The sequence below is a fragment of the Chitinophaga sp. genome (assembly GCF_039596455.1).
GTDB lineage: Bacteria > Bacteroidota > Bacteroidia > Chitinophagales > Chitinophagaceae > Chitinophaga.
Window position 1 is genome coordinate 309,411 of record NZ_JBCNJR010000007.1, and the last position, 26,163, is coordinate 335,573.

Annotated in this window: 24 protein-coding genes; 12 read left to right on the forward strand and 12 right to left on the reverse strand. The window is 54.1% G+C overall.

The window, feature by feature from the left end:
- Positions 1-35 precede the first annotated feature (35 nt).
- Positions 36-803, forward strand: a complete 768-nt coding sequence (locus ABDW36_RS20765; protein WP_343703841.1) for a glycosyltransferase — start codon at positions 36-38, stop codon at positions 801-803.
- On the opposite strand, the gene ABDW36_RS20770 is transcribed toward ABDW36_RS20765, so the two are convergent.
- Positions 748-1,749 (reverse strand): hypothetical protein, encoded by a 1,002-nt coding sequence (locus tag ABDW36_RS20770; protein WP_343703842.1) that lies wholly within the window; start codon positions 1,747-1,749, stop codon positions 748-750. The genes ABDW36_RS20765 and ABDW36_RS20770 overlap by 56 nt on opposite strands.
- A gap of 39 nt (positions 1,750-1,788) precedes the next feature.
- On the opposite strand from ABDW36_RS20770, the gene ABDW36_RS20775 reads away from it, so the two are divergent.
- Positions 1,789-2,898, forward strand: a complete 1,110-nt coding sequence (locus tag ABDW36_RS20775; protein ID WP_343703843.1) for a glycosyltransferase — start codon at positions 1,789-1,791, stop codon at positions 2,896-2,898.
- On the opposite strand, the gene ABDW36_RS20780 is transcribed toward ABDW36_RS20775, so the two are convergent.
- The 7 genes from ABDW36_RS20780 to ABDW36_RS20810 all read right to left on the reverse strand — a co-directional run bounded on the left by ABDW36_RS20780 (position 2,895) and on the right by ABDW36_RS20810 (position 9,876).
- Positions 2,895-3,692 (reverse strand): glycosyltransferase family 2 protein, encoded by a 798-nt coding sequence (locus tag ABDW36_RS20780; protein WP_343703844.1) that lies wholly within the window; start codon positions 3,690-3,692, stop codon positions 2,895-2,897. The two genes, ABDW36_RS20775 and ABDW36_RS20780, sit on opposite strands and share 4 nt — an antisense overlap.
- A gap of 137 nt (positions 3,693-3,829) precedes the next feature.
- Positions 3,830-5,653 (reverse strand): ABC transporter ATP-binding protein, encoded by a 1,824-nt coding sequence (locus ABDW36_RS20785; protein ID WP_343703845.1) that lies wholly within the window; start codon positions 5,651-5,653, stop codon positions 3,830-3,832.
- A gap of 61 nt (positions 5,654-5,714) precedes the next feature.
- The gene (locus ABDW36_RS20790; protein WP_343703846.1) at positions 5,715-6,335 is read right to left on the reverse strand and encodes a class I SAM-dependent methyltransferase; all 621 of its coding nucleotides are present in this window, start codon (positions 6,333-6,335) and stop codon (positions 5,715-5,717) included.
- 24 nt (positions 6,336-6,359) lie between these two features.
- Positions 6,360-7,013: an HD domain-containing protein gene (locus tag ABDW36_RS20795; protein WP_343703847.1), complete on the reverse strand. Its 654-nt coding sequence runs from the start codon at positions 7,011-7,013 to the stop codon at positions 6,360-6,362.
- Complete coding sequence (locus ABDW36_RS20800; protein WP_343703848.1) at positions 7,003-7,857, reverse strand: alpha/beta hydrolase; 855 nt, start codon at positions 7,855-7,857, stop codon at positions 7,003-7,005. The genes ABDW36_RS20795 and ABDW36_RS20800 overlap by 11 nt, the downstream gene beginning before the upstream one ends.
- Before the next feature lie 40 nt (positions 7,858-7,897).
- Positions 7,898-8,323: an SRPBCC family protein gene (locus tag ABDW36_RS20805; protein WP_343703849.1), complete on the reverse strand. Its 426-nt coding sequence runs from the start codon at positions 8,321-8,323 to the stop codon at positions 7,898-7,900.
- Between the two features lie 98 nt (positions 8,324-8,421).
- Positions 8,422-9,876, reverse strand: coding sequence for an alanine/glycine:cation symporter family protein (locus ABDW36_RS20810; RefSeq protein ID WP_343703850.1), 1,455 nt, complete (start codon positions 9,874-9,876; stop codon positions 8,422-8,424).
- Positions 9,877-10,003: 127 nt separating this feature from the next.
- Here ABDW36_RS20810 and ABDW36_RS20815 point away from each other — a divergent pair, with 127 nt between their 5' ends.
- Together ABDW36_RS20815 and ABDW36_RS20820 are read left to right on the forward strand one after the other, a co-directional pair.
- Positions 10,004-11,308, forward strand: coding sequence for a cytochrome ubiquinol oxidase subunit I (locus tag ABDW36_RS20815; RefSeq protein WP_343703851.1), 1,305 nt, complete (start codon positions 10,004-10,006; stop codon positions 11,306-11,308).
- Between the two features lie 2 nt (positions 11,309-11,310).
- Positions 11,311-12,336, forward strand: a complete 1,026-nt coding sequence (locus ABDW36_RS20820; RefSeq protein ID WP_343703852.1) for a cytochrome d ubiquinol oxidase subunit II — start codon at positions 11,311-11,313, stop codon at positions 12,334-12,336.
- On the opposite strand, the gene ABDW36_RS20825 is transcribed toward ABDW36_RS20820, so the two are convergent.
- Positions 12,327-13,151, reverse strand: coding sequence for a hypothetical protein (locus ABDW36_RS20825; protein WP_343703853.1), 825 nt, complete (start codon positions 13,149-13,151; stop codon positions 12,327-12,329). The two genes, ABDW36_RS20820 and ABDW36_RS20825, sit on opposite strands and share 10 nt — an antisense overlap.
- 21 nt (positions 13,152-13,172) lie before the next feature.
- Here ABDW36_RS20825 and ABDW36_RS20830 point away from each other — a divergent pair, with 21 nt between their 5' ends.
- The 4 genes from ABDW36_RS20830 (at position 13,173) to ABDW36_RS20845 (ending at position 19,768) form a co-directional block, all read left to right on the forward strand.
- A complete protein-coding gene (locus tag ABDW36_RS20830) occupies positions 13,173-13,349 on the forward strand; it encodes a hypothetical protein (RefSeq protein WP_343703854.1) in 177 nt (58 codons plus the stop codon).
- Between the two features lie 155 nt (positions 13,350-13,504).
- Complete coding sequence (locus tag ABDW36_RS20835; RefSeq protein ID WP_343703855.1) at positions 13,505-13,930, forward strand: hypothetical protein; 426 nt, start codon at positions 13,505-13,507, stop codon at positions 13,928-13,930.
- Between the two features lie 194 nt (positions 13,931-14,124).
- On the forward strand, positions 14,125-15,165 hold the full coding sequence (locus tag ABDW36_RS20840) for an efflux RND transporter periplasmic adaptor subunit (protein ID WP_343703856.1): 1,041 nt from the start codon (positions 14,125-14,127) through the stop codon (positions 15,163-15,165).
- A gap of 40 nt (positions 15,166-15,205) precedes the next feature.
- Positions 15,206-19,768, forward strand: a complete 4,563-nt coding sequence (locus ABDW36_RS20845) for an efflux RND transporter permease subunit (RefSeq protein WP_343703857.1) — start codon at positions 15,206-15,208, stop codon at positions 19,766-19,768.
- A gap of 39 nt (positions 19,769-19,807) precedes the next feature.
- Here the strand turns inward: ABDW36_RS20845 and ABDW36_RS20850 are convergent, their stop codons facing one another.
- The 3 genes from ABDW36_RS20850 to ABDW36_RS20860 all read right to left on the reverse strand — a co-directional run bounded on the left by ABDW36_RS20850 (position 19,808) and on the right by ABDW36_RS20860 (position 21,041).
- A complete protein-coding gene (locus tag ABDW36_RS20850) occupies positions 19,808-20,419 on the reverse strand; it encodes a hypothetical protein (protein WP_343703858.1) in 612 nt (203 codons plus the stop codon).
- 73 nt (positions 20,420-20,492) lie between these two features.
- The gene (locus ABDW36_RS20855) at positions 20,493-20,741 is read right to left on the reverse strand and encodes a hypothetical protein (RefSeq protein ID WP_343703859.1); all 249 of its coding nucleotides are present in this window, start codon (positions 20,739-20,741) and stop codon (positions 20,493-20,495) included.
- A gap of 69 nt (positions 20,742-20,810) precedes the next feature.
- Positions 20,811-21,041, reverse strand: a complete 231-nt coding sequence (locus ABDW36_RS20860; RefSeq protein WP_343703860.1) for a hypothetical protein — start codon at positions 21,039-21,041, stop codon at positions 20,811-20,813.
- A 166-nt stretch (positions 21,042-21,207) separates the two neighbouring features.
- On the opposite strand from ABDW36_RS20860, the gene ABDW36_RS20865 reads away from it, so the two are divergent.
- The 4 genes from ABDW36_RS20865 to ABDW36_RS20880 all read left to right on the forward strand — a co-directional run bounded on the left by ABDW36_RS20865 (position 21,208) and on the right by ABDW36_RS20880 (position 25,920).
- The gene (locus ABDW36_RS20865; RefSeq protein WP_343703861.1) at positions 21,208-22,887 is read left to right on the forward strand and encodes a cellulase family glycosylhydrolase; all 1,680 of its coding nucleotides are present in this window, start codon (positions 21,208-21,210) and stop codon (positions 22,885-22,887) included.
- An 87-nt stretch (positions 22,888-22,974) separates the two neighbouring features.
- Positions 22,975-24,354 carry a polysaccharide lyase 6 family protein gene (locus ABDW36_RS20870; RefSeq protein WP_343703862.1) on the forward strand — a complete coding sequence of 460 codons (1,380 nt, stop codon included), beginning with the start codon at positions 22,975-22,977 and terminating at the stop codon, positions 24,352-24,354.
- A gap of 289 nt (positions 24,355-24,643) precedes the next feature.
- Positions 24,644-25,024, forward strand: coding sequence for a transposase (locus ABDW36_RS20875; RefSeq protein WP_343703863.1), 381 nt, complete (start codon positions 24,644-24,646; stop codon positions 25,022-25,024).
- Positions 25,021-25,920 carry an IS3 family transposase gene (locus ABDW36_RS20880; RefSeq protein ID WP_343703864.1) on the forward strand — a complete coding sequence of 300 codons (900 nt, stop codon included), beginning with the start codon at positions 25,021-25,023 and terminating at the stop codon, positions 25,918-25,920. Before ABDW36_RS20875 ends, ABDW36_RS20880 begins: the two co-directional genes overlap by 4 nt.
- Positions 25,921-26,163 lie beyond the last annotated feature (243 nt).

The following is a 26,163-nucleotide window of genomic DNA, read 5'->3' on the forward strand; positions in this document are numbered from 1 at the left end:
TGGGAATTAAAGATAAGTTTTTTATTTTAACAGCAATGGAAGGTAAATCAGAACGCATTACGCTCAGCATCATTATTGCCACCTGCAACGCCGGCGCAGAGCTGGAAGCCTGCCTGGCTTCCATTGCCGCACAGCCCCTCCGCAATATGGAAGTGCTGGTGATGGACGGCGGCAGTACAGACAATACGCTGAACATTTTGCAAACACACACCATGCCACAGCTGCGCTGGAGCAGCGGGGCAGATGAAGGTATTTATGACGCCCTGAACAAAGGCATAGCCAAGGCCCGCGGCACATGGCTGTATTTTATGGGAGCGGACGACCGGCTGCTGGCCGGTTTCAGCGAGCTGGCGGTGCGGCTGAAAGACCCCAACACGGTGTATTATGGCAACAGTGAACCTTATTACGGGGCGCAGGAGCCGAATATGGAATTGCTGAGCGGCCGCTTTTCCGCCTACCGCCTGGCCAAACACTGCATGAACCACCAGGCCATTATTTACCCCGCCGCCGCTTTTAAAAAATACCGGTACAACCTGCGGTACAAGGTATTTGCTGACTATGCGCTGAACATTATGCTCTGGGGAGACCCGGGCTTCAAAAAAGAATATCATTCCTTCACCATAGCCCGCTACAACATGACCGGGTTTTCCGCGGGTACGGACGATAAACCTTTTAAAACGGACAAGCTGCAGCTCATCCGCCAGCATATGGGCTGGTGGATGTACATGAGAATGCGGTTAAAGCAGCTTAAAAAAAGGCTGCAGGGGGAGCCTGATTTCTGGGACCCTGCCGCCAGGCCCTGAGCTTTTTCATCAGCCTCACGGTGAAACGCTTTTCATTTTTTACATGAGCGTTGCGGAGCGTGGAGTAAACGCTTTCATGCACGCTGAACGAAAAATAGCCCGCCTTTTTGATGCGGCTGTTGTAATCTGCGTATAGCTGCTGCAGGTCAGGCCTTTCGGCCAGTGTAAAGCGGTTGTAATGAAAAAGGGGCAGCTCCGCTACGTCAGGTTTAAATGAGCTGAAGTGGAAGAACTTCAGCAGGCTGCCGCCATTTACCAGGTATTGCCCTTTCTCTTCCGTCAGGTAGCGCTCATGCAGGTTCCAGGGCGCCATGTTCAGCCCCATGTCTTCCAGTATATGAACGCCTTCAAAAAAAAGCGGCGCCAGGTTGACGGGCAGCTGGTCTACAAAAATGCCTTCTTCCGGCCTGAAATAACCCTGGTGATAGGTAATGTTCTTCCACCAGCGGATGAAGCGCAGCGCCTCATTGCCCCGGCTAACGCCCACAAACCCCAGGTTATAAATGCCGTAGTTGAGAAAGGTATGTTCCGCGGGCTTTTTACCGTCAAGCGGAATAGGCGTGTAAATGTGCGGTGTAAGGGCCACGGGCGCATTGTCCAGCACATCAAACACGGCGGTGAGCGGCTGGTAGAGGAGAATGTCAGGGTCGAGGTACAGTACTTTGGCGGCGTTCCTTTCTTCCAGCAGGTATTCCAGCACGCGGGGCTTGATGCAGGTGTTCAGTTCTACGATGTTGTACCGGAGTGCCAGCGCCTGCATTTGCGGCTCAATGTCTGCGGCGGGCAGCACTTCGTCCGCCAGGCTGCGGTAGTCGATGTCTGCCAGCATCTCGTCACAAAGGCAGATCATGAAGTGCGCATCCGGCTGGTGCTCTTTCACGGAAGCGCCCAGTACAGCGGCTTGTGCAAGGTAATTATTGGAACAGATGGTGAAAATCGTTTTCATGGATCAGCAGGAATTTAACTATCTTGGGCCGCACACACCATGGCGCTCAGCATAGACGTAGTGATACCATCTTTCCGGCCCGATGAACAATACCTGTTACCGGTGCTTGGCCTGAAACGGCCTGCCGGGGCCGTTGTGCGCTTTTACCTGGTGATAGACGACCCTGCCGCAAAATTGCCGGAGGCTATCCGCGGCATGGCCGACAATAATACTATTTTTATCATCGTCAACGAGAAAAATATGGGCGCCGCCGCAGCCCGCAACCGTGGCATTGATGCATCGGCGGGAGAGTGGGTGCTGTTCCTCGATGATGATGTATTGCCGGAGCCGCAGTTGCTGGAAGCATATGCTGCCGCGGCGGCGGAGCAGCCTGCTGCTACAGGTTTTATTGGCCTGGTGCGCTTCCCGCCTGCGCTCACCCGTTTCTCCCAGGCGGTGCTGGCCAGCGGCTCCATGGATATTTTTAACATTGCGGAACGCCGCGCGTCTTTTGCCTGGGCCGCCACTGCCAATGTAATGGTGCGGCGCGGCGCTATGGACGGGCTGCGTTTTTCTACCGCGTTCCCGGCTTCCGGCGGCGGGGAAGATGTTGACTTCTTCCTGGACCTGATGACGCGCAACAACGGCCAGCGCCTGCACTGCGTACCGCAGGCCGCCGTGAGCCACCCCTGGTGGAACAACGGCCAGCCCGGTTACAAGCGGCCTTTCCGCTACGGCATCGGCAACAGCCTGCTGGGCGCCCTGCACCCCCAATTCACCTACTATGATTTTCTGAACACCCCTGAAACACTGCTGCTGCTATGCCTGCTGCTGCCCTTACCGGGCTGGACGGGCGCTGTGCTGCTCATGATGGGAGGCGTGATATGCATAGAATTTATAGCCAATGCCGTGCAGGTGCAAAAAAGATACCCCGGCAGCAGTATCACGGCAATATATTATGCCGCCGTGCTGAGGCTGGCGCAGGATGTTGGCGTGCTGTGGGGAAAGCTGAAGAAAGGGCAATTGTACCGCATTGGCGAGCGGTTTCATGACGATGGCCGCATCCGCAAGATCAACTTCTACCGTTCCAATACCTACAGAACAGTGAAATGGCTGTTATACCCCGCGCTGGCCATTGGCGTAGCTCTGTGGCGGGCTTCCGTAAACTAGACTTCCGCGTACCCGTTGGTGCAGAAGGTGAGCCGCTTCACCACCGCTTCGCTGTAGCGCCGCTGGTTGACCTGCTCCTGCTCCCGTGAGTTGCAGCTATGGTGCAGGTGGTAACACACCGCCGCCAGCTTCAGCCGCCGTTTCAAAACGCCGGTGTTGATCAGCCGGGCGGCAAACTCATAGTCTTCAGAGCCCCAGCCATGAAAAAGATTGTTGTAGCCGTTAATGGCAATGAAATCATCTTTCCAGAAAGCCAGGTTGCAGCCCTTGATATTTTCGGAACTGCGGGAATTGGCGCGTATCAAAAACGATAATGAAGGCAGGTGCACGCTGTTGAAACGGTTGCTGATGCCGCTGCTGAAGAAGTTGATGTCTGGCTGGCCCGTGGCCAGTATCTCTCTTGTTTTGTGTTCGCTGATCATGGTGCGGGCGCCCTGTACAAAAATGCCGCGGCGGGCGTGGCGCACGTGGTCTTCAATAAAAGCAGGATGGAGCACAATATCTCCGTCTATTTCAATAATATAGTCTGCTTCCGCCAGCTTGATGGCCTTGTTGAGGATAGTGCTTTTCCTGAAGCCGGCATCTTCCTGCCAGGCGTGCTTCAGGGGAATGTTGAAGATGGAACGGTAACGCTCAATCAAAGCAGCCGTTTCCGCACCCGAGCCGTCATCCGCTATCAATATCTCATCCGGCTGATGCGTTTGCTGCATTATGCTTTTGAATATCACTTCCAGTGCCTGTGGCCAGTTGTAGGTGGACACAAGAATGCCCACGGAAAAATTCCTGTTCTTCATGCTATTCCGGTTTTCAATTAGTCCATGGTTACGCTCTCAACACAAGAACGTTCCGGTTTATCATATAAGTCGTACAACACCCCTGTTTTGTTACACAAACCAGGCCTTTTTTTTATTTATAACGTATCAACATTTTTTTAGTTCGAACTAAAAGTTTGCATATCTATCAGCCTGCGGTATAATCCATTACCTTCTATCAACTGTTGATGTGTTCCTTGTTCAATGATCCGGCCCCTTTCTATGACAACGATCAGGTCTGCGTCCTGCACGGTACTGAGGCGGTGGGCAATAACAAGTGAAGTGCGGTTCTTCATCAGGTTGTTCAGCGCCTCCTGTACCATTTTTTCCGATTCAGTGTCCAGTGCCGAGGTGGCTTCGTCCAGCAGCATAATAGGCGGGTTGGCGAGCACCGCGCGGGCAATACAAATGCGTTGCCGCTGCCCGCCTGATAATTTAACGCCTTTATCCCCGATATTAGTCTGGTACTGTTTTTCTGTGGCCATAATAAATTCATGGGCATTGGCAATGCGGGCCGCAGCTTCCACTTCCGCCTGCGTAGCGTCTGGCTTGCCGAAGGCAATGTTGTTGAACACGGTATCGTTGAAAAGAATGGACTCCTGGTTCACAATGCCCATCAGCCCTCGGAGAGATTCCGTGGTCAATGCCTGGATGTTCACCCCGTCCAGCAATATATTGCCGCTGCGCGGCTGTATGAAGCGGGGAATGAGGTCCATCAGCGTAGACTTGCCGCCGCCGGAGGGCCCTACCAGGGCTACGGACTTGCCTTTGGGTATAGTAAGGTTGATGTGCTGCAATACTTCTGTTTCGGTATAGGCAAAAGAAACGTTCTCGAAGCGGATGCTCTCGTGGAAACCATCTGCAGGTTTTGCGTTTGGCGCATCAGCTATCTGCGGTTTTTCATCTATCAGGGCCAATACCCTTTCCCCCGCGGCAATGCCGGAGTGAATGTTGCTGAAAGCGCCTGAAATGGCCTTGGCCGGCCGCATTACCTGGGAGAACAAAGCTATGTAGGCAATGAACTCCGCGGCGTTCAGGCCTCCTTCGTTAGACAGTACCAGCGAGCCGCCGTACAGCACTATCAAGGACACAGTGGTAATGCCCATGAACTCTGAAACAGGCGAGGCCAGCTGTTGCCGGCGTGCCATGGCGCGCACAATATTGGAATAATGCTCGTTTTCCTTGTTAAAGCGGTGCTTGATGAAGTTTTCCGCCCTGAACGCCTTGATGATCTTGATGCCGGCCAGTGCTTCATCCAGGTAGCTGATCATATTGCCATAGGAGACATGCGACTCGATGGCCTGCTCTTTCAGCTTTCTCACAATGCGCGATATGATAAGGCCAGACACCGGTATCACCAGCAGAGACACCAGCGTGAGCTTGTACGAGATGATGAACAGCAATACAACGTAGACCAGCAAGGTAAGCGGCTCCTTGAAAATGACCTGCAGCGTGCCGGTAACGGTGTATTGCACCACCTGCACGTCTGAGGCCACCTTGGAGATGATCTCGCCCTTGCGCTCATTGTTAAAGAAGCCCAGGTGCAGGCCCATGATATTGTCAAACACAGACCGGCGCAGGTTCAGCAGGGTATTGATGCGGAGGTTTTCCATGGTGCGCTCCGAAAGGTAACGGAAAACATTGCCCAGCAGCACAGAGGAAACAATGGTGATGCAAACATACAGCAGCGTGCGCTCCAGCCCGTACCGGGCGTTAGCCACGTTGGAGTAGTAATTGAGCATTTTGAAAACGTCAAAAGGGCTGTCTGGCTTCACAATGGCCTGACCGGCCTCATGCTGGCTGAACAGGGTGTTAAGCAGCGGCGCCAGCAGGGCCAGGTTGAGGGTGCCGAACACCACTGCCAGCAGGGTGAAAATAATATAGGGTATAGCGTATTTTCCTATCGGTCTTGCAAATGACAACAGCCTGAAGTATGTCTTCATATATAGTTAAGTCGAACAAAAAGCGTGATAAATATAATAAATAATTAATAATTCGTATGCCTCAGCGAATTTTCCGGGCGGTCCAGAGCGTATCGAAGCTGCGGTAAAAACGAAAGTTGGCAGAAGGCATTATCATGTTGTTTACCACAAAAGTGGAGCCAAGGTCTGTACTGTTGGCATAATAATCATGAAAGGCAATAATGCCGCCGGGCGCCAGCCTGGGGGTGTATTGCTCAAAATCCGCCATGCAGCCGGGTATGGAGTGATCTCCGTCAATGAAGAGCAGGTCAATTTTCTCGAAGTCGCCGGCAAACTGGCTGGAGTATCCCTGTTTAACCTGGATTTTGTGCAGTACGCCCAGCTTGTCCATATTTTGCCGGAACTGCGCCAGCAGGTCTTTCCCCGCCTTTTTTTCCATGTATTCCTGCTCGCTGCGCAGGTCAAAGCCGCCGGAGGCGTTAAACGGGTCTATGGCGTATATGGTGCCGGAGCGGAGGCCGCTGGCCAGGCAGTAGGTGCTTTTGCCCTGCCAGCTCCCTATTTCCACCACGGTGGCATGAGGCGGCAGTTTAGAGGCCAGCAGGTACAGGCCTACCGCCTCGTTGGGTGTCAGCCAACCGTCTATCCCTTCAAACGCACTGATCTTTTTCCGGATACGGCCCTCAACAAAATTTCGAAACATGGGGCCAAATTTAGGGTAAATCACTCATTCACCCTCCCATTCCCTGTAAAACCGCTCCAGGAAGCCCTCCATATAACGGTGCCGTTCTTCTGCGAGGCGGCGCCCGGCGGCCGTGTTCATGCGGTCTTTGAGCAACAGCAGTTTTTCGTAAAAATGGTTGATGGTAGGGGCGGAGGAATGTTTGTACTCCTCTTTGGTCATTTGCAGGTTGGGCGGTATGGCCGGGTCATACAATGCGCGGTTTTTGAACCCGCCGTAGTTGAAGGCGCGGGCAATGCCGATGGCGCCCATGGCGTCAAGCCGGTCTGCATCCTGCACCACGCCCATTTCGGGAGAGTAAAAAGCCTGTTTTTCCAGCCCGTTCTTGAAAGACATGTGGCGGATGATGTTTTCCACATGCAGGGCCGTGTCTGCCGGTATGTTGTGTGCCTGCATGAACGCGGCGGCTTTGGCGGGGCCTATGTTCTCGTCTCCCTGGTGAAACTTGGGGTCTGCAATATCATGCAGCAGTGCGGCCAGCTCCACCACCAGCATGTTGGCCTGCTCTTCCGCCGCTATCTGGCGGGCCTGCCGCCATACCCTGTAAATATGCCACCAGTCGTGGCCGCCTTCCGCGCCCGCCAGCTCCTGCTGTACGAAGGCAACGGTAGTGTCTATAATAGCCGGGTTATTGCCCATATTTCCTGATCCAGTTAATGATTTCCGTTGCTACAATAGTGAATATTTCGGGCTTATACAGCCCCAGGTCATGCCCTTCTCCGTCTATGGCCACCAGGCGATGGGGAATAGCCAGTTCCTCCAGTTTCCCGGCCAGGATCTCCGCCTGGCTGTACAGCACCACATTATCAGCAGTGCCATGTATCAGCAGGCTGGGTATGTTTTTGGCGTGCCGGACCGGGCTGGCTGCGGCAAACTGCGGGGCCAGGGGCTGGTTGGGTATATATGTAGCGCCTGTCATATTAAGAATGGCGGGTCCGAGGCCTACGGAACCAGCGTAGTTCAGCATGGTGAGATCTGTCAGGTCTGTGGGCCCGGAAAGGGAGATGATGCCGCTGACGAGCTGCTGCTGGTCATACTTGTAGCCGTACAGCAAGGCCATATGCGCGCCGGCGCTGGCGCCGCTGATGATGTAGTTCCTGCTGCGGATACCCCAGGCCGCGGCGTTGGCGGAACACATGGTTACCGCCTTGTGCACGTCTTCCATCAGTTCTTCGTAGTGCACGCTGGCGCTGGCATACCGGTAGCTGAGAGAAACGCTGCCTATGCCGCGCTGCAGCAACAGGTCCTGGAAGCCCTTCATGTCTTCCTTGTTGCCTGCCATCCATGCGCCGCCGTGCATCAATACCACGAAAGGCGTTTCCGCGCTGCGGTTGGCAGGCAGGTACACGTCCATCTTGTTCCGCGCGTGCGGGCCGTAAATAACGTTGCTGAGCCTGGCTTCCTGGCCCACCGGGGGCGGGGGCGCTTCTTTTTTGGAACAGGCGGTGAGTAAAAGGATGCTCGCACAGAGGAGCCAGGTCATGGGTTTCATCACCATAAATGTATGAAACCCATGGCTGTTTTTATGATTTTTCGAGTATTTCCTTCAGCTTTTCCAGCACCATGGCCCAGTTGGAATTGGAGTGCTCCAGCTCTTTTTCAGAGTGGATGTTGTCCTGAGACAGGGTGACCATGGTTTTGCCGTCTTTCTCCCAGATGTTATAGGTGACCAGGTGGTAGTTCTCCGGTTTGTCTTCTTTGGTACCGCTCAGGAAAGTGCTTTGAAACACCTTTCCCGGTTCCATTTTTTTGATCACGCCCTTGTCCCGGTACTTTTTCCCGTTGTATTCCCCTTCATAAATGATCTCGCTGCCTTCTTTCCAGTCAGAGGTTACCTGCGTGCCCAGGAGGAACTGATGTACGGTATCTGGCGTAGTAATGGCCTCCCACACTTGTTGCGGCGTGGCTTCAATGGCTACGGTGGCTTCGGAAATAAGCGTTTCTTTCATGGTGCCTTTTTCGGGTAAGCGGCCAAATGCTGTGCCACTGCCGTTGCCGCAGGAGAGGGGCCGCTTTCAGGCCTGCAAGGGTACACGGAGTGTTGCATTTATTCCCCAGTTCCGCTGGTGGCCGGCTGATCGTCTTTCCATTCATCCGCATTTTTGATGCCGAGGCGGCCGGGCCGGAAAACGGGGTCGAGGCCGGCTTTTCGTTGCGCCTGGTAGTCTTTCAGCGCTTTGAGCGCGGGTTTTTGCAGCAGGAGGATGGCAATGATATTCAGCCATGCCATGAGGCCTACACCAATGTCTCCCAGCGTCCAGGCCAGGGTGGCCGTTTTGATGGAGCCGTAAAAGGTGGTGGCCAATATAACGCAACGCAGTACCCAGGTAAGCCAGGGATTTTTACCTGCTTTGTTGAGATAGCTGAGATTGGTTTCCGCAATATAATAATAGGCCATGATGGTGGTGAACGCAAAAAAGAGCAGGGAGATGGCCACAAATCCGGAACCAATGGCAGGGAAGTGGGCAGACACGGCGTACTGCGTGAAGGCCGGCCCTGTTTCCACACCAGGCAGGTGCTCTACAATGAAACCGCCCGCCGGGTTGATAACGTTGTACTGGCCGGTAAAAAGGATCATGAAAGCGGTAGCGCTGCATACGAACAGCGTATCTACGTATACGGAAAAGGCCTGCACCAGCCCCTGTTTGGCGGGGTGGCTCACTTCTGCCGCCGCGGCCGCATGCGGGGCCGTGCCCTGGCCGGCTTCGTTGGAGTAAATGCCTCTTTTTACGCCCCAGGCTATGGCGGAACCGAACACGCCGGAGAAAGCGGCCTCCAGGTTAAAGGCGGAACGCAATATCAGGGAAAGCACGGAGGGTACCTCGCGGATGTTGATGGCAATAATGATCAGCGCCATCAGGATGTAGGCGCCGGCCATAAAAGGCACCACAAATTCCGCCACCTTGCCGATGCGCTTTACGCCGCCGAAAATGATGAGGCCCAGCAGCAGGGTGATGATGCCGCCTGTAACGGCCACGGGTATATTAAAAGCGTGGGCCGCGCTCTGGGAAATGCTGTTGCTCTGCACGCCGGGCAAAAACACCGCCGTGGCCAGGATGGTGGCTACCGCAAACACCATGGCGTACCACTTCACGCCCAGGCCCTTTTCTATGTAGAAGGCCGGGCCGCCCCTGAACTGCCCGTCTTTCAACTGCTTGTAGATCTGCCCAAGCGTAGCCTCAATAAAAGCGGAGGCCGCGCCCAGGAAGGCTATCAGCCACATCCAGAACACTGCGCCGGGGCCGCCCATGGCTATGGCCGTGGCCACACCGGAAATATTGCCGGTGCCTACCCGCCCCGCAATGGCAATGGAAAACGCCTGGAAGGAAGTAACGCCCTTGTCTGAGGCCTTGCCGCCAAAAAGCAGCGTTACCATGTCTTTCAGATAACGTACCTGCAAAAAGCGGGTCGCAAAAGAGAAATAGATGCCTACGCCCAGGCAGAGGATGATGAAGGCATTGCTCCAGATAACGTCATTAATGGCGGTAACGATCTTTTCCATATTGGCAGGTCTGATATTGGTTGAACAGGTTTAAAGGGATGCAAAATACAGTTTTCCTAATTATAATCAGGAAAGGATACTGACCGGCATCAGCCGGATTCCTCATTAAACTTAGTACTTTTACCATATGGATGATTTCCTCGCCGCACGGTCCCAAATGGCCCTTTCCCTGGGCTTTCATATCATCTTCGCCTGTATTGGCATGGTGATGCCTTTTTTTATGGCGGTTTCCCATTATAAATGGCTCCGCACGGGAGACGAAGTGTATAAACATGTTACCAAGGCCTGGAGCAAGGGCGTGGCCATTTTCTTTGCCACGGGCGCCGTATCGGGCACGGTGCTTTCTTTTGAGCTGGGGCTGTTATGGCCTGTGTTCATGGAGCATGCAGGCCCTATTTTCGGTATGCCGTTCTCGCTGGAAGGAACGGCGTTTTTTATTGAGGCCATTGCCCTGGGCTTTTTCCTGTACGGCTGGAACCGCTTCAACCGCTGGTTTCACTGGGTAACAGGCGTGGTGGTGGGCATCAGCGGCCTGGTATCGGGCATACTGGTGGTGGCGGCCAACGCATGGATGAACAGTCCCGCGGGTTTTGATTACGTGAACGGCCAGTACCTGAACATAGACCCCATGCAGGCCATGTTCAACGATGCCTGGTTTTCACAGGCGCTGCACATGAGCGTGGCGGCCTTTGTGGCCACGGGTTTTGCCGTGGCGGGCATTCATGCCCTCATGATGCTGAAGGGGAAAAATATTGCCTTCCATGCCCGCGCTTTTCGTATAGCCGCCATCTTTGGCGCCGTGGCTGCTATTTTGCAACCCATCAGCGGGGATATTTCCGCCAAAGACGTGGCTAAACGCCAGCCGGCAAAGCTGGCCGCCATGGAGGCGCATTTTCATACGGAAGAAAAAGCGCCGCTTATTGTAGGCGGTATTGTAGATGAAAAGAACGGCAAGGTAGACTATGCGCTGAGAATACCGGGCATGCTGAGCTTCCTGGCGCACGGCAACTTTACGGCTGAGGTGAAGGGCCTCGACCAGGTGCCGCCTGAAAACCGGCCGCCCATTGCGGTTACGCACTATGCCTTCCAGGTAATGGTGGGGCTGGGCATGGCGTTGGTACTGGTATCCCTGTTGTATTTCATAGCGCTCTGGAAAAAGAAAAGCTGGCTGCGGGGCCGCTGGTTGCTGAAGCTTTTTGTGATAGCCACACCTATGGGCTTTATTGCCGTAGAAGCGGGCTGGACGGTAACAGAAGTGGGCCGCCAGCCCTGGATCATCCATGGCATTATGCGTACGGCGGATGCCGTTACCCCCATGCCGGGCATTGTTTACTCCTTTTACATTTTCACCGCTGTATATATTTCACTCTCCCTGATAGTGGCCTTTTTGCTGTACCGCCAGATCAGGATGGTAGATAAACTGTATAACTGATCATGCTGTACGTTGTAATTGTATATCTCTGGGCGGCCATTCTGCTGTATCTCCTCCTGGGCGGGGCAGACTTTGGCGCGGGCATCATTGAGTTCTTCACCTCCCGCCGCAACCGCAGCCGTACGCGCAGGACCATGTACCAGGCTATAGGCCCGGTATGGGAGGCCAACCACATGTGGCTGATCATTACCATCGTGATCCTTTTTGTCGGTTTCCCGAAGATATACACTACCATGTCCATCTACCTGCACATCCCGCTGACGGCTATGCTGCTGGGCATCATAGCGCGCGGCACTGCCTTCGTGTTCAGGAACTATGACGCGGTGAAAGACGACCTGCAGAAACTCTACAGCCGCATTTTCATTTACTCCAGCGTGATCACCCCATTCTTCCTGGGCATCATAGCGGCCAGCACGGTGTCTGGCAGGGTAGACCCTTCTGCGGCCAGCTTCCTGGATGCATACGTGTTCAGCTGGCTCAACTGGTTCTCTGTAACCGTGGGTTTCTTCACGGTGAGCATCTGCGGTTTTTTGGCGGCGGCGTTCATTATCGGTGAAACGGGCAATGAAGAAGACCGGCTCTTTTTCACCCGCAAGGCCAAGTGGATGATGGCGGCGGCCGTAGGCTGCGGCGCGCTGGTATTCATAGCGGCCTACATGCAGGGCGTACCGCTGGTGGAGTGGATATTCGGCAAACCCGGCGGCATTCTGGCCATTTCGCTGGCCAGCCTGTCACTGCCTTTCCTGTGGTATGGCCTGGAGAAGGGAAAATCTATCCTGATCAGGCTGATGGCGGGTTTTGAAATAACCATGATACTGTTTGCCGCCACCTACCGCCATTTTCCCAATATTGTGCTGCTCAAGGGCGGCGGGTATCTCTCCCTCTTGGAGCACCAGGGGCAGGGTAAAACAATTGAAGCCCTGGCATGGGCGTTGCTGCTGGGCAGCATTTTTATATTGCCGGCATTGTTTTACCTGCTGTACAGCTTTGAAAAAAAGAAGCCCGCCCGGCCCGGTAGTTATTCATAATACAGCATGATCTCTTCCCCGATGGCGTCCACGAGCTTCTGGTCTTCCGCCCGCTCCATCTTCCAGCCAGTTTTCCGGGAACGGATAATGCCCATGTGAAAATCATTCAGCGTAACGTCCAGCTCAAAACAAACGCCATCGTGGCAGGTGCCGGGCACCGGTATGGCTTCTCCCTTGTAGTTGACACCGTTGTACTCAAATTCAAGCGGTATCACTTTTTCTTCCAGCTCGTGTATCATGTCTTTCAGGAATTTGATGAGATGTTTGCGTTGGGTGGCGGCCTTGGCGCTCCATTTGTCTTTGCCCGCCCGTTTGTGAGACAGTTTGTATTTCAGGCCGGAGAGCACCGTGCTGTAATCATTGGCGTTGAGCTTTTCCACATGCTGGTGGGCCATGATGTACCACTGGTAACCTGTACCTACCGCCGCGCCGGAGCCTTTCGGCGCCTTGCCCGCCCGGCGTTTGGTAACGGCGTAGGAAATACGCCAGAGGTCGGGCGTAACCTTCGTTTCTTTCCATTCACCTTTATCGTAATACCATTTGTGCGTACCGCCTATCTTCATGCCGGTGTACTGCTCGCCTTCATATGTTTTGAAACGGTTATAGGAAGCGGCCACGTCCTTTTTCTTTTTGACCGCCGCCGTTTTGGCGGTAGAGGCCGTTTTAGCCGCCGTTTTTGGTTTCCTTTTTACCACAGCCTTGCTTTTGGGCCGCTCGGCCACTTCCACCGCTTTTTTCCGTTTTGTAAGGGTAGCCATACCGTTCAACCCTGAAAAATTATGCCAGCAACGAAGGCTGGCGGGGCTTTTGTGCATATGCCGTTAAACACATTTATCATGCAAAAGGAAACAACCGTTAAAAAACCGCAGGAAACAAAAGTGGAGCCGGAGTTTGAAGGGAACGACAAAGCGCCGGGAGAAGAGCACGGGAAAAACGAGCTGGTCACCAAAGAAGACCTCACGGGCAAACAGCAGATAGATGAAGACCCGACAGAGCAGGAGGAACAGCAGTAGCAACTGTGTAGCTGTTTACACATTACGATGAATAAAAAAACAGCAGGCAACACTTTTAACAAAATGTTAAAAACTTGCCGCTCGTCATTTTACCGTTTTTATTTCCAAGATGGTTCTCATAGCTTTGCACCGGATTAACTCATTCGCTAACTGACATGACACCAGACAGGCCCATCTTGCAAAAGGTGCTGTTTTTACTTCTTTTCCTCTGTATGCAGCACGTAACCGGTTTTGTACCGGGGCTTTCTGCATCCATGGAGGCAAAGGCCTGTGTAAAGCGAGACCAGGTCAGGCCTTTGCTGGTAGAATTGCAGTCTGCCTTCCACCTTCCCCCGAAATATCTGCCCGCAGATACGGAAGATGACTGGGCCAGCATACGCAATTCCCAGAGCCGCCGGAGGCTCCGCTTTTACCAGGCCGCTGCCGGTCAGCAATTCAATTTTTCCCCGCGCACCGTACACTTTGAGTACGATCATTCCCACGCGGTAATTGCAGAGGAGAAAAAAGCCGGTGAATACCAGCACCAGGATTCATTTCTGCCGGCTTACTACACTTTCCTGTTCAGGTATACCCTGTTTTGATACCCGTTCCCCGATTTCCATCCTGTCCCTTTCTTAACAGATCATGATACCGGCCTTTCCGGTATTGAACTTTTTTTGACTGATGCGGCCACCGGCCGCGCCAAATACTTGTGTTTATTATGCGTCACTTAACAGGACTCACCATTATTGCTATGTCCGCAACCTTCGGCGGCTGTGTTACAAAAGGAGGATCAGTGAACAATGAAAACGACGTGCAGTCGTTCCCGGTGGTACAGCTGGCCGTAACAGACACGGTGCTGCACCATGATTACGTGGCAGACATCCAGGCCGTGCGCAACGTAGATGTACGGGCCCGTATCAACGGTTTTCTGAACAAGATCTATGTAGATGAAGGCCAGCATGTAAAAAAAGGCCAGCTGCTGTTCAGCCTTAACGATGAAGAGTTTCAGGCCAACCTGGCCCGTGCCAAAGCAGCCCTCAGCAGCGCCATTGCGGAAGCCAAGGCCGCGCAGCTGGAGGTAGACCGTGTAAAGCTGCTGACAGACAAGAAAGTGCTGGCCAAAACGGAGCTGGAAGTGGCGGAAGCCCGCCTGGCGGCCTTTAACGCCAAAATAGAAGAGGCCCGCTCCGCGGAGGCCAACGCCGCCACGCATCTGTCTTACACCAGCATCCGCGCGCCGTTTGACGGGTTCATAGACCGTATTCCCCTCAAAACCGGCAGCTACGTGACGGAAGGCAACCTGCTCACCACCGTGTCTGACATTGGTGAAATGTACGCCTACTTCAACGTGTCTGAAACGGAATACCTGGAGTATTCCCGCAGCAAGGAATCCAAGAACGACCGCGAAGTGAAGCTCACCCTGGCTGACGGCAGCCCGTACCCTTATATGGGGAAAATTGAAACGGTGGAAAGCGAGTTTGAAGAAAACACCGGCTCCATTGCATTCAGGGCACGCTTCCCCAACCCGAAGCAGCTGCTGAAACACGGCGCCAGCGGCAAAATAGTGCTCACCAACAAACTGGAAGACGCGCTGCTGCTGCCGCAGAAAGCAGTGTTTGAGATGCAGGACAAAAACTATGTGTACATACTGGATTCTGCCAACCAGGTTAAAATGAAAAGCTTTGAGCCGCAGGCCCGCATTCACCATTCCTACATTGTGCATGCCGGGCTGAAGCCGGGAGAAAAAGTAGTGTACGAAGGCGTGCGCAACCTCCGCGAAGGCATGACCATCAAGCCGGAGCTGGTGAAGCTGGACTCTGCCCGCGCGCTGTAGGCCACCGGTTTTTTTTCATTTTAAACGAATCTGAAACAGTATGTTCGATACTTTTATCAGGCGGCCTGTGCTGTCGCTGGTGATCTCTTTGTTTATAGTTTTGCTGGGGCTGCTGGCGCTCTTCGGACTGCCGGTTACCCAGTTCCCTGATATTGTGCCGCCGTCTGTAACGGTTACGGCCAAGTACACCGGCGCCAACGCCGAAGTGTGCGCCAACGCGGTGGCCATTCCGCTGGAGCGCGCCATCAACGGCGTGCCGGGCATGACGTACATGACCTCCGTTTCCAGCAACAACGGCATCACGCTCATTACCATATTTTTTAAAGTAGGTACAGACCCTGACCTGGCGGCGGTGAACGTGCAGAACCGCGTGTCTACCATCATTGACGAGCTGCCGGAAGAAGTGATCAAGGCGGGCGTTACCACGGAAAAAGAGGTGAACAGCATGCTGCTGTACCTCAACATCATGAGCGAAGACCCCGCACTGGACGAGAACTTCATCTACAACTTTGCAGACATCAACGTGCTCAAGGAGCTGAAGAGGATAGACGGTGTGGGTTTCTGCGAGATCATGGGCGCCAAGGAATACGCCATGCGCGTGTGGCTGCAGCCTGACCGGATGCTGGCCTACAACGTGTCTGCCCAGGAAGTGATAGACGCCATCCGCCGGCAGAACATTGAGGCCGCGCCGGGCAAAACGGGTGAAAGTTCAGACAAGGCCCCGCAAATGCTGCAATACGTACTGCGTTATACCGGCAAGTTCTTCAAGCCGGAAGAATATGCAGACATCATTATCCGTGCAGATGAAAGCGGTTCCGTACTGCGCCTTAGAGACGTGGCGGACGTGGAGTTTGGCGCGCTCACTTACAGCATGGTGTCAAAAACGGACGGCAAGCCTTCCGCCTCCATCATGCTCAAGCAGCGCCCCGGCTCCAATGCGCAGGAAGTGATCGAGAACGTGAAGCTGCGCATGGAAGAGCTGAAAAAAGCTTCCTTCCCGCCGGGCATGACCTATAACTTCAACTACGATGTGTCCCGCTTCCTGGATGCCTCTATAGACGAGGTGGTGCGCACCCTCTTTGAAGCTTTCATACTGGTGTTTATTGTGGTGTTCCTCTTCTTGCAGGACTTCCGCTCCACGCTTATTCCCACACTGGCCATTCCCGTGGCGCTGATAGGCACCTTTGCGTTCATGCAGCTCATGGGCTTTTCCATCAACCTGCTCACACTCTTTGCCCTGGTGCTATCTATCGGTATTGTGGTAGACAATGCTATTGTGGTGGTGGAGGCCGTGCATGCCAAAATGATGGAAACGCATCTGCCCGCGCTGCAGGCTACACTGGCTTCCATGAAGGAGATCAGCGGGGCGGTGGTGGCCATTACGCTGGTAATGTCTGCCGTGTTTATCCCGGTGGCCTTCCTCTCCGGGCCGGTAGGTGTGTTTTACCGGCAGTTCTCGCTTACGCTGGCCTTTGCCATCATCATATCGGGTATTAACGCCCTCACGCTCACGCCCGCTTTGTGCGCGCTTATGCTCAAGCACAACCCCGGCGCGGCCCTGAAGCAAAACCCGCTGCAGCGTTTCTTTAACGGTTTCAACCGCGGCTATAACGCCACGGAGCGCGGTTATAAACGCCTGATAGGCCGTATGGCCGGCCGCCGCATACTTACGCTGGCTTTGCTGGTACTGTTCTTTGTGCTTACCTGGGGCGCTTCCGCCATTTTGCCGGGCGGCTTCATTCCCATGGAAGACCAGGGCATGATCTATGTGAACGTAACCACGCCCAACGGCGCCACGGTAGAAAGAACGTCTGCCGTGCTGGATGACGTACAGAAAACGGCAGACGGCATGGATGCGGTAGAGTCTGTGTCTACCCTGGCGGGCTTCAGCCTGGTGAACGATGTGGCCGGCGCTTCTTACGGTATGGGCATGATCAACCTCAAGCCCTGGGATGAGCGCTCGCAATCTGTAGACGACCTGATAGCGGCCTTGCAGGAAAAAACGAAACATATCAAAGACGCCACCATAGAGTACTTCCCGCCGCCCACCGTGCCCGGCTTCGGTAATGCCAGCGGTTTTGAGCTGAGAATACTGGACCGTACCGGGGGAGACGATCTGCAGCAGACGGCGGAGGTGACCAACAAATTCATTGAGGCGTTAAAAAAACGCCCGGAAATAGGCAGCGCCTTTACCAGCTTTGACCCTGAGTTCCCGCAGTACATGATACATGTAGACCAGGCCATGGCGGCCAAGAAAGGGGTGAGCGTGGAGAACGCCATGAGCACGCTGCAAACCCTGCTGGGCAGCTTCTACGCGTCTAACTTCATCCGCTTCGGGCAAATGTACAAGGTGATGGTGCAGGCATCTCCCAACTTCCGTACCAAGCCGGAAGATGTGCTGAACCTCTACGTGAAGAACGACCAAGGGGAGATGGTGCAGTACTCCAACTTTGTGAAGCTGGAAAGAGTGTACGGCCCTGAGCAGCTTACGCGCTACAATATGTACACCTCCGCCATGATCAATGGTGATGCCGCGCCCGGCTACAGCAGCGGGGAGGCCATCAAGGCCATTGAAGAAACGGCCGCTACCGTGCTGCCCCGCGGCTTCAGCTTTGAATGGAGCGGCATGACGCGTGAGCAGGTACTGTCCGGCAACCAGGCCATTTACATTTTCGGCATCTGTCTCCTGTTTGTATACCTGCTGCTGGCTGCTCAGTACGAAAGCTTCCTGCTGCCGTTGCCCGTGCTGCTGTCTTTACCCGCCGGTATATTCGGCGCTTTCCTTTCACTGAAAGTTGCCGGGCTGGAAAACAACATCTACGCGCAGGTGGCGCTGGTGATGCTGATAGGCCTGCTGGGCAAAAACGCCATTCTTATCGTGGAGTTTGCCATTCAACGCCAGAAGCAGGGGCTGACGGTGCTGAAAGCGGCCATAGAAGGCGGCGTAAGCCGCTTGCGCCCCATCCTGATGACCTCCTTTGCCTTTATTGCGGGCCTGGTGCCGCTGGTAATTGCCAGCGGGGCAGGGGCCATGGGCAACCGCTCCATTGGTACGGCCGCGGCAGGAGGCATGCTGATAGGCACCCTCTTCGGGGTAATTGTGATACCGGGCCTGTACGTATTGTTTGCAGTGATGAAAAACAGGAAGAAGAAAAAGATGAAGATAAAACCCGTACCCGCTGTGATATTGTTGCTGGTGCTGGCAGCAGCGGGCTGCCGTACGCCGCAGGACCTGCAGTTGCCGGAGCAAACCGCCCTGCCGGCCACCTTTGAAGGGCAGCAGGCAGACAGCACGGGCATTGGCAGCATGGGCCGCAAAGCCTTTTTTGCAGACCCTTACCTGCAAAACCTGCTGGACACGGCCGTGCGCAATAACCGTGACGCACTGGTAGCTGTACAGCGCATGCAGGTATCACAGGCTCAGCTGATGATGGCGGCCAAAGCCTGGCTGCCTTCGCTGAACGCCGCTGTGAGCGGCGGCGCCAACAAGTATGGCGACTATACGATGGACGGCGTGGGTAATTACGATACCAACCTGTCTCCCAATATCGATAAAGACCAGCGCATCCCCACCCCGGCGGTGCCGGACTATTTTGCCGGGCTGCAAAGCTCCTGGGAAATAGATCTCTGGGGCAAGCTGAAGAACCGGAAAAAGGCGGCCTACGCCCGCTTCCTGGCCAGCCGGGAAGGATTGCGGCTGGTGCATACCCAGCTGGCCGCACAAGTGGCCGGCATGTATTACCAGCTGATGGCGCTGGATTATGAGTGGAACGTGATACAACAAAACATCACATTGCAGGAAGCCGCTATTGGTACTGTAAAGGTGCAGCAGGAAGCCGGCCGCGCCACTGCGCTGGCCGTGCAGCAGTTCACCGCGCAGCTGCTTAACACCAAAGCCCTGGCTTACGGCGTGCAGCAGCACCGCCTGCAGCTGGAAAACCAGCTGAACACCCTGCTGGGCCGGCTGCCACAGCCTATTGCCCGCAGCAGTTCACTGCTGGAAGCGCCGCTGCCGCCGGCGCTGAGAACGGGCGTGCCCGCGCAAATGCTGCAACGCCGGCCCGATGTGCAGCAGGCCATGCTGGAGCTGAGGGCTGCCAAAGCCAATGTGAAAGCGGCCAGGGCAGACTTCCTGCCTTCGCTGAACATCACCGCTTCTTTGGGGTACAACGCGTTCAAGGCAGGACTTTTGTTCCAGAGTCCCGCATCTATTGCCTATAGCATACTGGGCGGTATCACCGCGCCGGTGTTCAATAAAAAACAGTTGAAAGCGCAATACGGTATTGCTACCGCGGAAGGAGTGTCTGCATTTTATGATTACCGCCAGGCCGTCATTAACGGCTACCAGGAGGTGATGACCTCACTCAACCGCGTGTCTAACGCGCAGGAAGCGTTTGCGTTAAAAGAAAAAGAAGTACTTGTGCTGAAGGAGGCCGTATCTACTGCCGGGGACCTGTTTGCCACAGGCTATGCGAATTACCTGGAAGTGATCAATACCCAGAAAAGTGTACTGGAGGCGGAACTGGCGCTCACACAGTACCGTAAGGAGGTTTTCCTTGGTACTATTGAGCTTTACCGCTCCCTGGGCGGAGGTACGGAATAGGAAGAAAAGGCCGGCATGATGATGGCCGGCCTTTCTTTTTTATAAACGTTTTTTCAGTTTGGTAGTTACATAAGCCTTTTGCACCATGGTGGAGCGAATGCCGTCTTCATTGGAACTAACGGTATTATCGAACTCGAATTTGATAACAAGTGTGTCTCCGGCCCAGGAATACCTGTTGCCCATAGGTCCTGTTGGAGCGGGGGGACTGCCCGGTACGTTTACAGGGCTGCCGGTGAGGTAAATAGAGTCTGTACCCGCCAGCCGGTAGGTAGCGCTGTTACTGGTAGGGGGAAGTGTGAAAGAAAATGGTGCTGACTCTTCAAAGTCCAGCTCGCCGTTCCAGTATGTACGGTTGTACATCAGTGTGTCTACCGCATAGGTAATGTCTGTGGCTACAAACTTGTCTGCTCCGAAAGTATAGGTGCCGCCATTGTTCTTCGAAAAGTAATGAGACACTGTTATTGATCTTGCGGTGTTTTCGGCATCGAATATAATAGTTTGATCGGCTTCCGTTTTTGCTTCGATGCCTACAAAATCGTAAGTGCCGGCAATTTTGCCGCCATCAATTTCCGGCTCCAGAGATTCTTCTTTTTTACAGGAATACATAGCTACGGCTAACATGGGCAACAGCAGGAGGAGTCTGTTTTTCATAGATGAAATAAATAGGTTTAGCCCGTAAGATACATAACGCCACGTGAAAACAAATAAAATGTTTGTGCCATGTTTACTGCGGCTTAATTTTGTTGATGATCTCCTGCCATACCAGCCGCGCAATTTGCTCCTGTTCCACGGTTTTCAGCGCAAATTTTTCAGATACCTTGCCGTTCTCGTTAAATTCCAGCGTTTGCGGAATATAGTCCTCGTGTTGTTCCGAATCCACATAATAGGTGGTTTTCTGCTCTTCATGGTCTACGGCCACGTTGAAGCGGTAAGGCTTGTTCTCGATGTACACAGTGATTACGGTTGTTTCCATGATGAATCGTGTTTTTCCAATACCCGAAAATACCGTGCCGTTAGCGGAAAGATGATGGTAAAACGCGTATCAGATCACTTCTTCAAATTCAGGCAGTATTTCACCGGAGGCGCTGATGGTGTTTTCCACATTGCCCCGCTCCACCACGGCAGTAGTAATGGCGGCGGCGCGGAGCACGGGTTTGACGGCATTGCGGAGCAAAAGGAAGCCGGCAATGGCCGCGGCAAGGCAGGCCCCTGCAATGAGCCAGCGCTTCCTGCTGGCACGTTTTATTTCGGCGGGTGAAATTTCTTTATCCATGTGCCGGAGTGATTCAAGCGCGGTGCCAAACTTAGATGGTTCGTTTACAGGATGTTGCGAAGGTGGATAAGCAAAAAAGTGTCCGGTTCCGGACAAAGTTTCCGGAAATGGGAAGACCTCCGGAATTTATTTATCTTGCTGCGCATTAAAGTTCCATGTCATCATTATGAAAACTGTTCTGTCCCTAGCGGGAGCGCTGCTCCTCAGCATATCTTCCCTTGGCCAGGGTTTCCTGAAAACTTCCGGCCAGCGCATTGTAAACGAAAAAGGTGAAAACGTTCTGCTGCGCGGCATCGGCCTGGGCGGCTGGATGCTGCAGGAAGGGTATATGCTGAAAGTATACCGGCAGGGTCAGCAGCACAAGATCCGCCAGCGGCTGGAAGCCCTTATCGGCACGGAAAAAACAGAAGAGTTTTATAACGCATGGCTGGCCAACCACGCCACCCGCGCGGATGTTGACGCACTGAAGGCCTGGGGCTTCAATTCCGTACGCCTGCCCATGCACTACAAGCTGTATGACACGGAAAAGGGTTTTGCGCTCACAGACAGCCTGCTGGCCTGGTGCAAGGCCAACAGCATGTACCTCATTCTTGACCTGCACGCCGCGCCCGGCGGACAAGGCAACGATCTCAATATTTCAGACCGTGACGGCAGCCAGCCTTCCCTCTGGGAAAACGAAGCGCACCAGCGCGCTACGGTAGACTTATGGCGCAAAGTGGCCAGCCGTTATAAAGATGAACCGTGGATAGCAGCGTACGACATCATCAATGAGCCCAACTTCGGGTTTGAAGACCCGGTGAATGACAAGAACGGCATCAGGGAAAAGAAAAACGAACCGCTGCGCAAGCTCATGATAGAGATCACCCGCGCCATCCGGGAGGTAGACCGGAACCACATCGTGATCATTGAAGGCAACGGCTGGGGCAACAATTACAATGGGGTGCTGCCGCCGTGGGACAATAACATGGTGCTGAGCTTCCACAAATACTGGAACTACAACGATGAAAATTCCATCAGCTACATTCTCCGCTACCGGGAGCAATACAACATTCCCGTATGGCTGGGAGAAACAGGAGAAAACTCCAACGTCTGGTTCACCAATGCCATCCGCCTGCTGGAATCCCACAACATTGGCTGGGCCTGGTGGCCGCTGAAAAAAGTAGGCATCAACAACCCGCTGGAAGTACCGTCCAACCCGGAATACCAGCAGGTAACCGCCTGGTGGAACGATTCCGCCAAAGCGCCCAAACCCTCCGCAGAAACCGCTTACCGCGGTGTAATGGCCCTGGCCCGCGCCACCAATTTTGCCAGCAACGTGGTCCATCACGATGTGATAGACGCCATGCTGCGCCAGCCCGCAGACCCTTCCGCAAGACCGTTCAAACCCAACAACATCAAAGCCGGGGTTACATTGCAGGCGGCAGATTACGACCTTGGCAGCAACGGTTTTGCCTACTATGATACCGATACGGCCAACTACCGCGTGTCTGACCCCAAACATACCGGCGGCAACCGCGGCGGCGCTTACCGGAACGATGGGGTAGACATAAAGCAGGAGGGAACGGAATATTACATCACAGACATTGAAACCGGCGAGTGGCTGCAATACACGCTGAACGTGGGAGCAAAAGGCAACTACACCATCCGGCTGCAGGTGGCGGCAGACAGCCTGCCGGGTAAAGCAGCGCTGGAAGTGAACGGCGTTGTGAAAGAAGTGGCAGTGCCCGTTGGGCCGTGGCAGTGGGTGGAGATAAAAAATGTTTCCCTGAAAAGAGGCAGCCAGGCATTACGCGTAAAGGCGCTGGCAGGTGGGTACCGGTTGAAGGGGATACGGTTTGAAAAGTAACACCTCCCGTTAAAATGCTATTACCCTCCATCCGGGAATTTCACTAACATTGCGGGCGCAACGTTTGCGCAGTTTTAAAATTCCCGCATGAAAACATCATTATACCTGCTGGCAGCCTGCCTGCTGGCCACGCTGTCATTACAGGCGGCCAACATCACCGTCAATTCCCTTCCCGCGCTGCAAAGCGCCATTCACAATGCCCGTCCGGGAGATGTGATCACCCTTGCCAATGGTGTGTATAAGGGAGATTCCGTGATCGTCATCAACAAACAAGGCACGGCCGGCAAGCCTATTGTCATCACTTCAGAAACCGTTAATGGCGCCGAGATAACCGGCAACGGCGGTTTCAGCCTTGTAGCACCGGCTCAGCACATCGTCATCAAAGGTTTCCGTTTCACACACCGCGCCAACCGCGCAAAGTCTGCGCCCGGCACTTCTTTCTGCCGTTGGACGCGCAACCTTTTTGAAACGCCGGGAGACGGGGAGAACCTGTCCATTGCCGGCAGCGATCATGAGGTAGACTACAACACCTTCCAGCACAAGAACGCCATGGGCCGCTTCCTGGCCATTCGCGGCGCCGGCGGCCAGATTGCCGAAAGATTGCACATACACCATAACTATTTCTTCGACCAGCGGCGCCAGTCCGGCAACGGCATAGAAACCCTGCAGTTCGGGCTGAGCGGTTTCAGCATGTCTTCCAGCAACAGCGTGGTGGAATATAACCTCTTTGAAGACTGTGCGGGAGAGAACGAGATGATATCCGTAAAAGCGTCTGCCGTGGTGCTGCGTTACAATACCATCCGCAACTGCCCCGCGCAGTTCACCCTGCGCCATGGCAACCGCTGCGAGGTATATGGCAACTACTTTGTCAACACACCCGGCATCCGCATCTTCGGAGATGACCATGTAATACACAGCAACTACTTCGAGCAGTGCAAACCCGCCATCAACATCGGCAATGGGGACGGAGAAGTAGCAGACGGGGCCAAACTGACCTGCCACGACAGGCCTGACCGGGTACTGATCGCTTTCAACACCCTGGTGAACAATACGGAAAACATCACCCAGAGCGGCCGCAACAACGGCATGGGCGCCACGGGCATAACGCTGGCCTGTAACATCCTGCAGGGGAGCCAGGCGCCCGCCGCCCAGCTGGCGGGGCCCAATAAAGACATCTCCTTCAGCGGGAACATCCTCCACCAGGTGGCAAGCGGGGGAGATATGCCGCAGGAAGGCTACAAAAAAGCCGATCCCCGCCTTTTTAAGACCGCTGAGGGCGTTTACCACCTCCAACCCTCCAGCCCGGCTAAAGGGGCGGTAAAAACGCCTTATCCGGCCGTTAAAACGGATATGGACGGGCAGCCACGTAACCTGCCGCTTGATGCAGGGGCTGACCAGGTGTCTACCGCGCCGGTCACTGTTCGGTTGCTCACCAGGGCCATGGTGGGGCAGGAGGCAGCCCGGTAGCGGTTTCAGCTGGAGCCTTTTAACGTCTTTGAAGTTGCCCTTCCTGGGGTTGCAGGGGCCAGACTCGCTCCGGCAGTGGGGGCACACGGTGTCGCGCATGGTAAACCGTAACCAGGAGTTGTTGGGAGCATTGTAAACCAGTATCAGTATTTTCTAACCAACGGTGTATACCTGTATCAGGATAAGCCCCCAGGTACCTGTAACGAGCCTTCAGTTAAGACAAAGTGTCCCATTACAGAAAAAGCTTTACATATTTTTAGAATAGGGGTACACTAATTATTTTACTAATATGAAGAAGCAATCCTCCGGCCCACCGGCCAAGTATTCGGCGCAAGAGAAAATCGCCATCGCCCGCCAATATTTAGCCGGCGATGCGGGCTATGGCCAGTTAGGTCAGCAATATGGGCTGCCCAAGCGCACTATCATTCACTTTGTAAATTGGTACCGACGGCATTACCCGGAAGGGGAAGCAGTGGCAGATAAGGGAACGGCTACGGCCGCTCAGCCATCGGCACAGGCGGCAGCAAGCCCGGCTGATCGGGCTAAAGATAAAGAACTGGAGCAGGCGCGGCTTAAAATAGCCGCCCTGGAGTTGCTGCTGGCTAACGCTAAGGAAGAACTGGGAATTGACCTGGTAAAAAAGTCTGGTACCAAACAGTCCAACAAATGAAGCAGTATTATCCGCATATAGGGCTGGGACGGCTCTGCGGGCTGTTTGGTAAAACACGGCAGGCTTTCTATGAACATAGCTGGCAACAGACTGACGGGCAACTGCCGGAAGCAGTGGTGGTGTCCCTGGTACGTCAACTTCGCAGCACCATGCCAGGTGTGGGCGGGGTCAAGCTGCACAAGATCGTTCAGCAGCAGTTGCAGGGGCACGCTGTGCTGATCGGGCGGGACCGCTTTTTCAAGCTGCTAGGCAGTCATGACCTGTTAGTCAGGCCCCGGCGCCGGTATGTAACCACTACCCATTCCCATCACTATTACCGTAAATGGCCCGATCTTACCGCCGGTCTGTCCATTACCGGCTCTTCGCAGTTATGGGTTAGCGACATCACCTATTTACGCACTGAAAAAGGGTTTCTTTACCTGTCACTGGTTACCGATGCCTATTCCCGCAAAATAGTGGGTTATCACCTGAGTCAGCAATTAGGTGCCCAGGGACCGGTCATTGCGCTTAAAAAGGCGATCAGCAGCCTGGCAGGCGGTGTGGCGGGTCTGGTCCATCACTCCGACCGGGGTATTCAATACTGTTGCCAGGAGTATGTCCAGATATTGCAGCAAAGCGGTATTGCCATCTCCATGACCCAGTCCGGCAGCCCATATGAGAATGCACAGGCAGAAAGGGTCAACGGTATTTTGAAGACGGATATGGGGCTTGGCAAGACTTTTAGCGGCTATCAGCAGGCGGTGGAAGCCACGGCCAAGGCCATTGACGCTTACAACCGGCTACGGCCGCATATGAGCTGCAACTACCTGACGCCCAACCAGGCACATCAAAAAACAGGGCCGCTTCCTAAAAAGTGGCGGCCCAAAAAGAAATCAAAAACTATTTTAGAAGTGTAAAGTGATAACGGTAGCATCAACCGCTACTGTAAAGCTTTAGCTGTATCAACTCGCGGGACTGTAAAGCAGATCCTGTATTTATATCACCGTACCCTGTAAGGTTTTTTCAGTATAAGACAGGAACTGGAAGCGCTCAGAAAGATCAAAAAAGAGCTGGAAAAGAAGCTGGAACAGGCCAATATGCAGATATTCGGGCTGCAAACGCTCATTGATGTAGCTGAGGAAAGCCTTCAAATCGACATC

Bases quoted from the DNA above. Each gene is read 5' to 3' on its own strand.
- ABDW36_RS20765 (WP_343703841.1), top strand. From the start codon at position 36: ATGGAAGGTAAATCAGAACGCATTACGCTCAGCATCATTATTGCCACC.
- ABDW36_RS20770 (WP_343703842.1), bottom strand. From the start codon at position 1,749: ATGAAAACGATTTTCACCATCTGTTCCAATAATTACCTTGCACAAGCC.
- ABDW36_RS20775 (WP_343703843.1), top strand. From the start codon at position 1,789: ATGGCGCTCAGCATAGACGTAGTGATACCATCTTTCCGGCCCGATGAA.
- ABDW36_RS20780 (WP_343703844.1), bottom strand. From the start codon at position 3,692: ATGAAGAACAGGAATTTTTCCGTGGGCATTCTTGTGTCCACCTACAAC.
- ABDW36_RS20785 (WP_343703845.1), bottom strand. From the start codon at position 5,653: ATGAAGACATACTTCAGGCTGTTGTCATTTGCAAGACCGATAGGAAAA.
- ABDW36_RS20790 (WP_343703846.1), bottom strand. From the start codon at position 6,335: ATGTTTCGAAATTTTGTTGAGGGCCGTATCCGGAAAAAGATCAGTGCG.
- ABDW36_RS20795 (WP_343703847.1), bottom strand. From the start codon at position 7,013: ATGGGCAATAACCCGGCTATTATAGACACTACCGTTGCCTTCGTACAG.
- ABDW36_RS20800 (WP_343703848.1), bottom strand. From the start codon at position 7,857: ATGACCTGGCTCCTCTGTGCGAGCATCCTTTTACTCACCGCCTGTTCC.
- ABDW36_RS20805 (WP_343703849.1), bottom strand. From the start codon at position 8,323: ATGAAAGAAACGCTTATTTCCGAAGCCACCGTAGCCATTGAAGCCACG.
- ABDW36_RS20810 (WP_343703850.1), bottom strand. From the start codon at position 9,876: ATGGAAAAGATCGTTACCGCCATTAATGACGTTATCTGGAGCAATGCC.
- ABDW36_RS20815 (WP_343703851.1), top strand. From the start codon at position 10,004: ATGGATGATTTCCTCGCCGCACGGTCCCAAATGGCCCTTTCCCTGGGC.
- ABDW36_RS20820 (WP_343703852.1), top strand. From the start codon at position 11,311: ATGCTGTACGTTGTAATTGTATATCTCTGGGCGGCCATTCTGCTGTAT.
- ABDW36_RS20825 (WP_343703853.1), bottom strand. From the start codon at position 13,151: ATGCACAAAAGCCCCGCCAGCCTTCGTTGCTGGCATAATTTTTCAGGG.
- ABDW36_RS20830 (WP_343703854.1), top strand. From the start codon at position 13,173: ATGCAAAAGGAAACAACCGTTAAAAAACCGCAGGAAACAAAAGTGGAG.
- ABDW36_RS20835 (WP_343703855.1), top strand. From the start codon at position 13,505: ATGACACCAGACAGGCCCATCTTGCAAAAGGTGCTGTTTTTACTTCTT.
- ABDW36_RS20845 (WP_343703857.1), top strand. From the start codon at position 15,206: ATGTTCGATACTTTTATCAGGCGGCCTGTGCTGTCGCTGGTGATCTCT.
- ABDW36_RS20850 (WP_343703858.1), bottom strand. From the start codon at position 20,419: ATGAAAAACAGACTCCTCCTGCTGTTGCCCATGTTAGCCGTAGCTATG.
- ABDW36_RS20855 (WP_343703859.1), bottom strand. From the start codon at position 20,741: ATGGAAACAACCGTAATCACTGTGTACATCGAGAACAAGCCTTACCGC.
- ABDW36_RS20860 (WP_343703860.1), bottom strand. From the start codon at position 21,041: ATGGATAAAGAAATTTCACCCGCCGAAATAAAACGTGCCAGCAGGAAG.
- ABDW36_RS20865 (WP_343703861.1), top strand. From the start codon at position 21,208: ATGAAAACTGTTCTGTCCCTAGCGGGAGCGCTGCTCCTCAGCATATCT.
- ABDW36_RS20870 (WP_343703862.1), top strand. From the start codon at position 22,975: ATGAAAACATCATTATACCTGCTGGCAGCCTGCCTGCTGGCCACGCTG.
- ABDW36_RS20875 (WP_343703863.1), top strand. From the start codon at position 24,644: ATGAAGAAGCAATCCTCCGGCCCACCGGCCAAGTATTCGGCGCAAGAG.
- ABDW36_RS20880 (WP_343703864.1), top strand. From the start codon at position 25,021: ATGAAGCAGTATTATCCGCATATAGGGCTGGGACGGCTCTGCGGGCTG.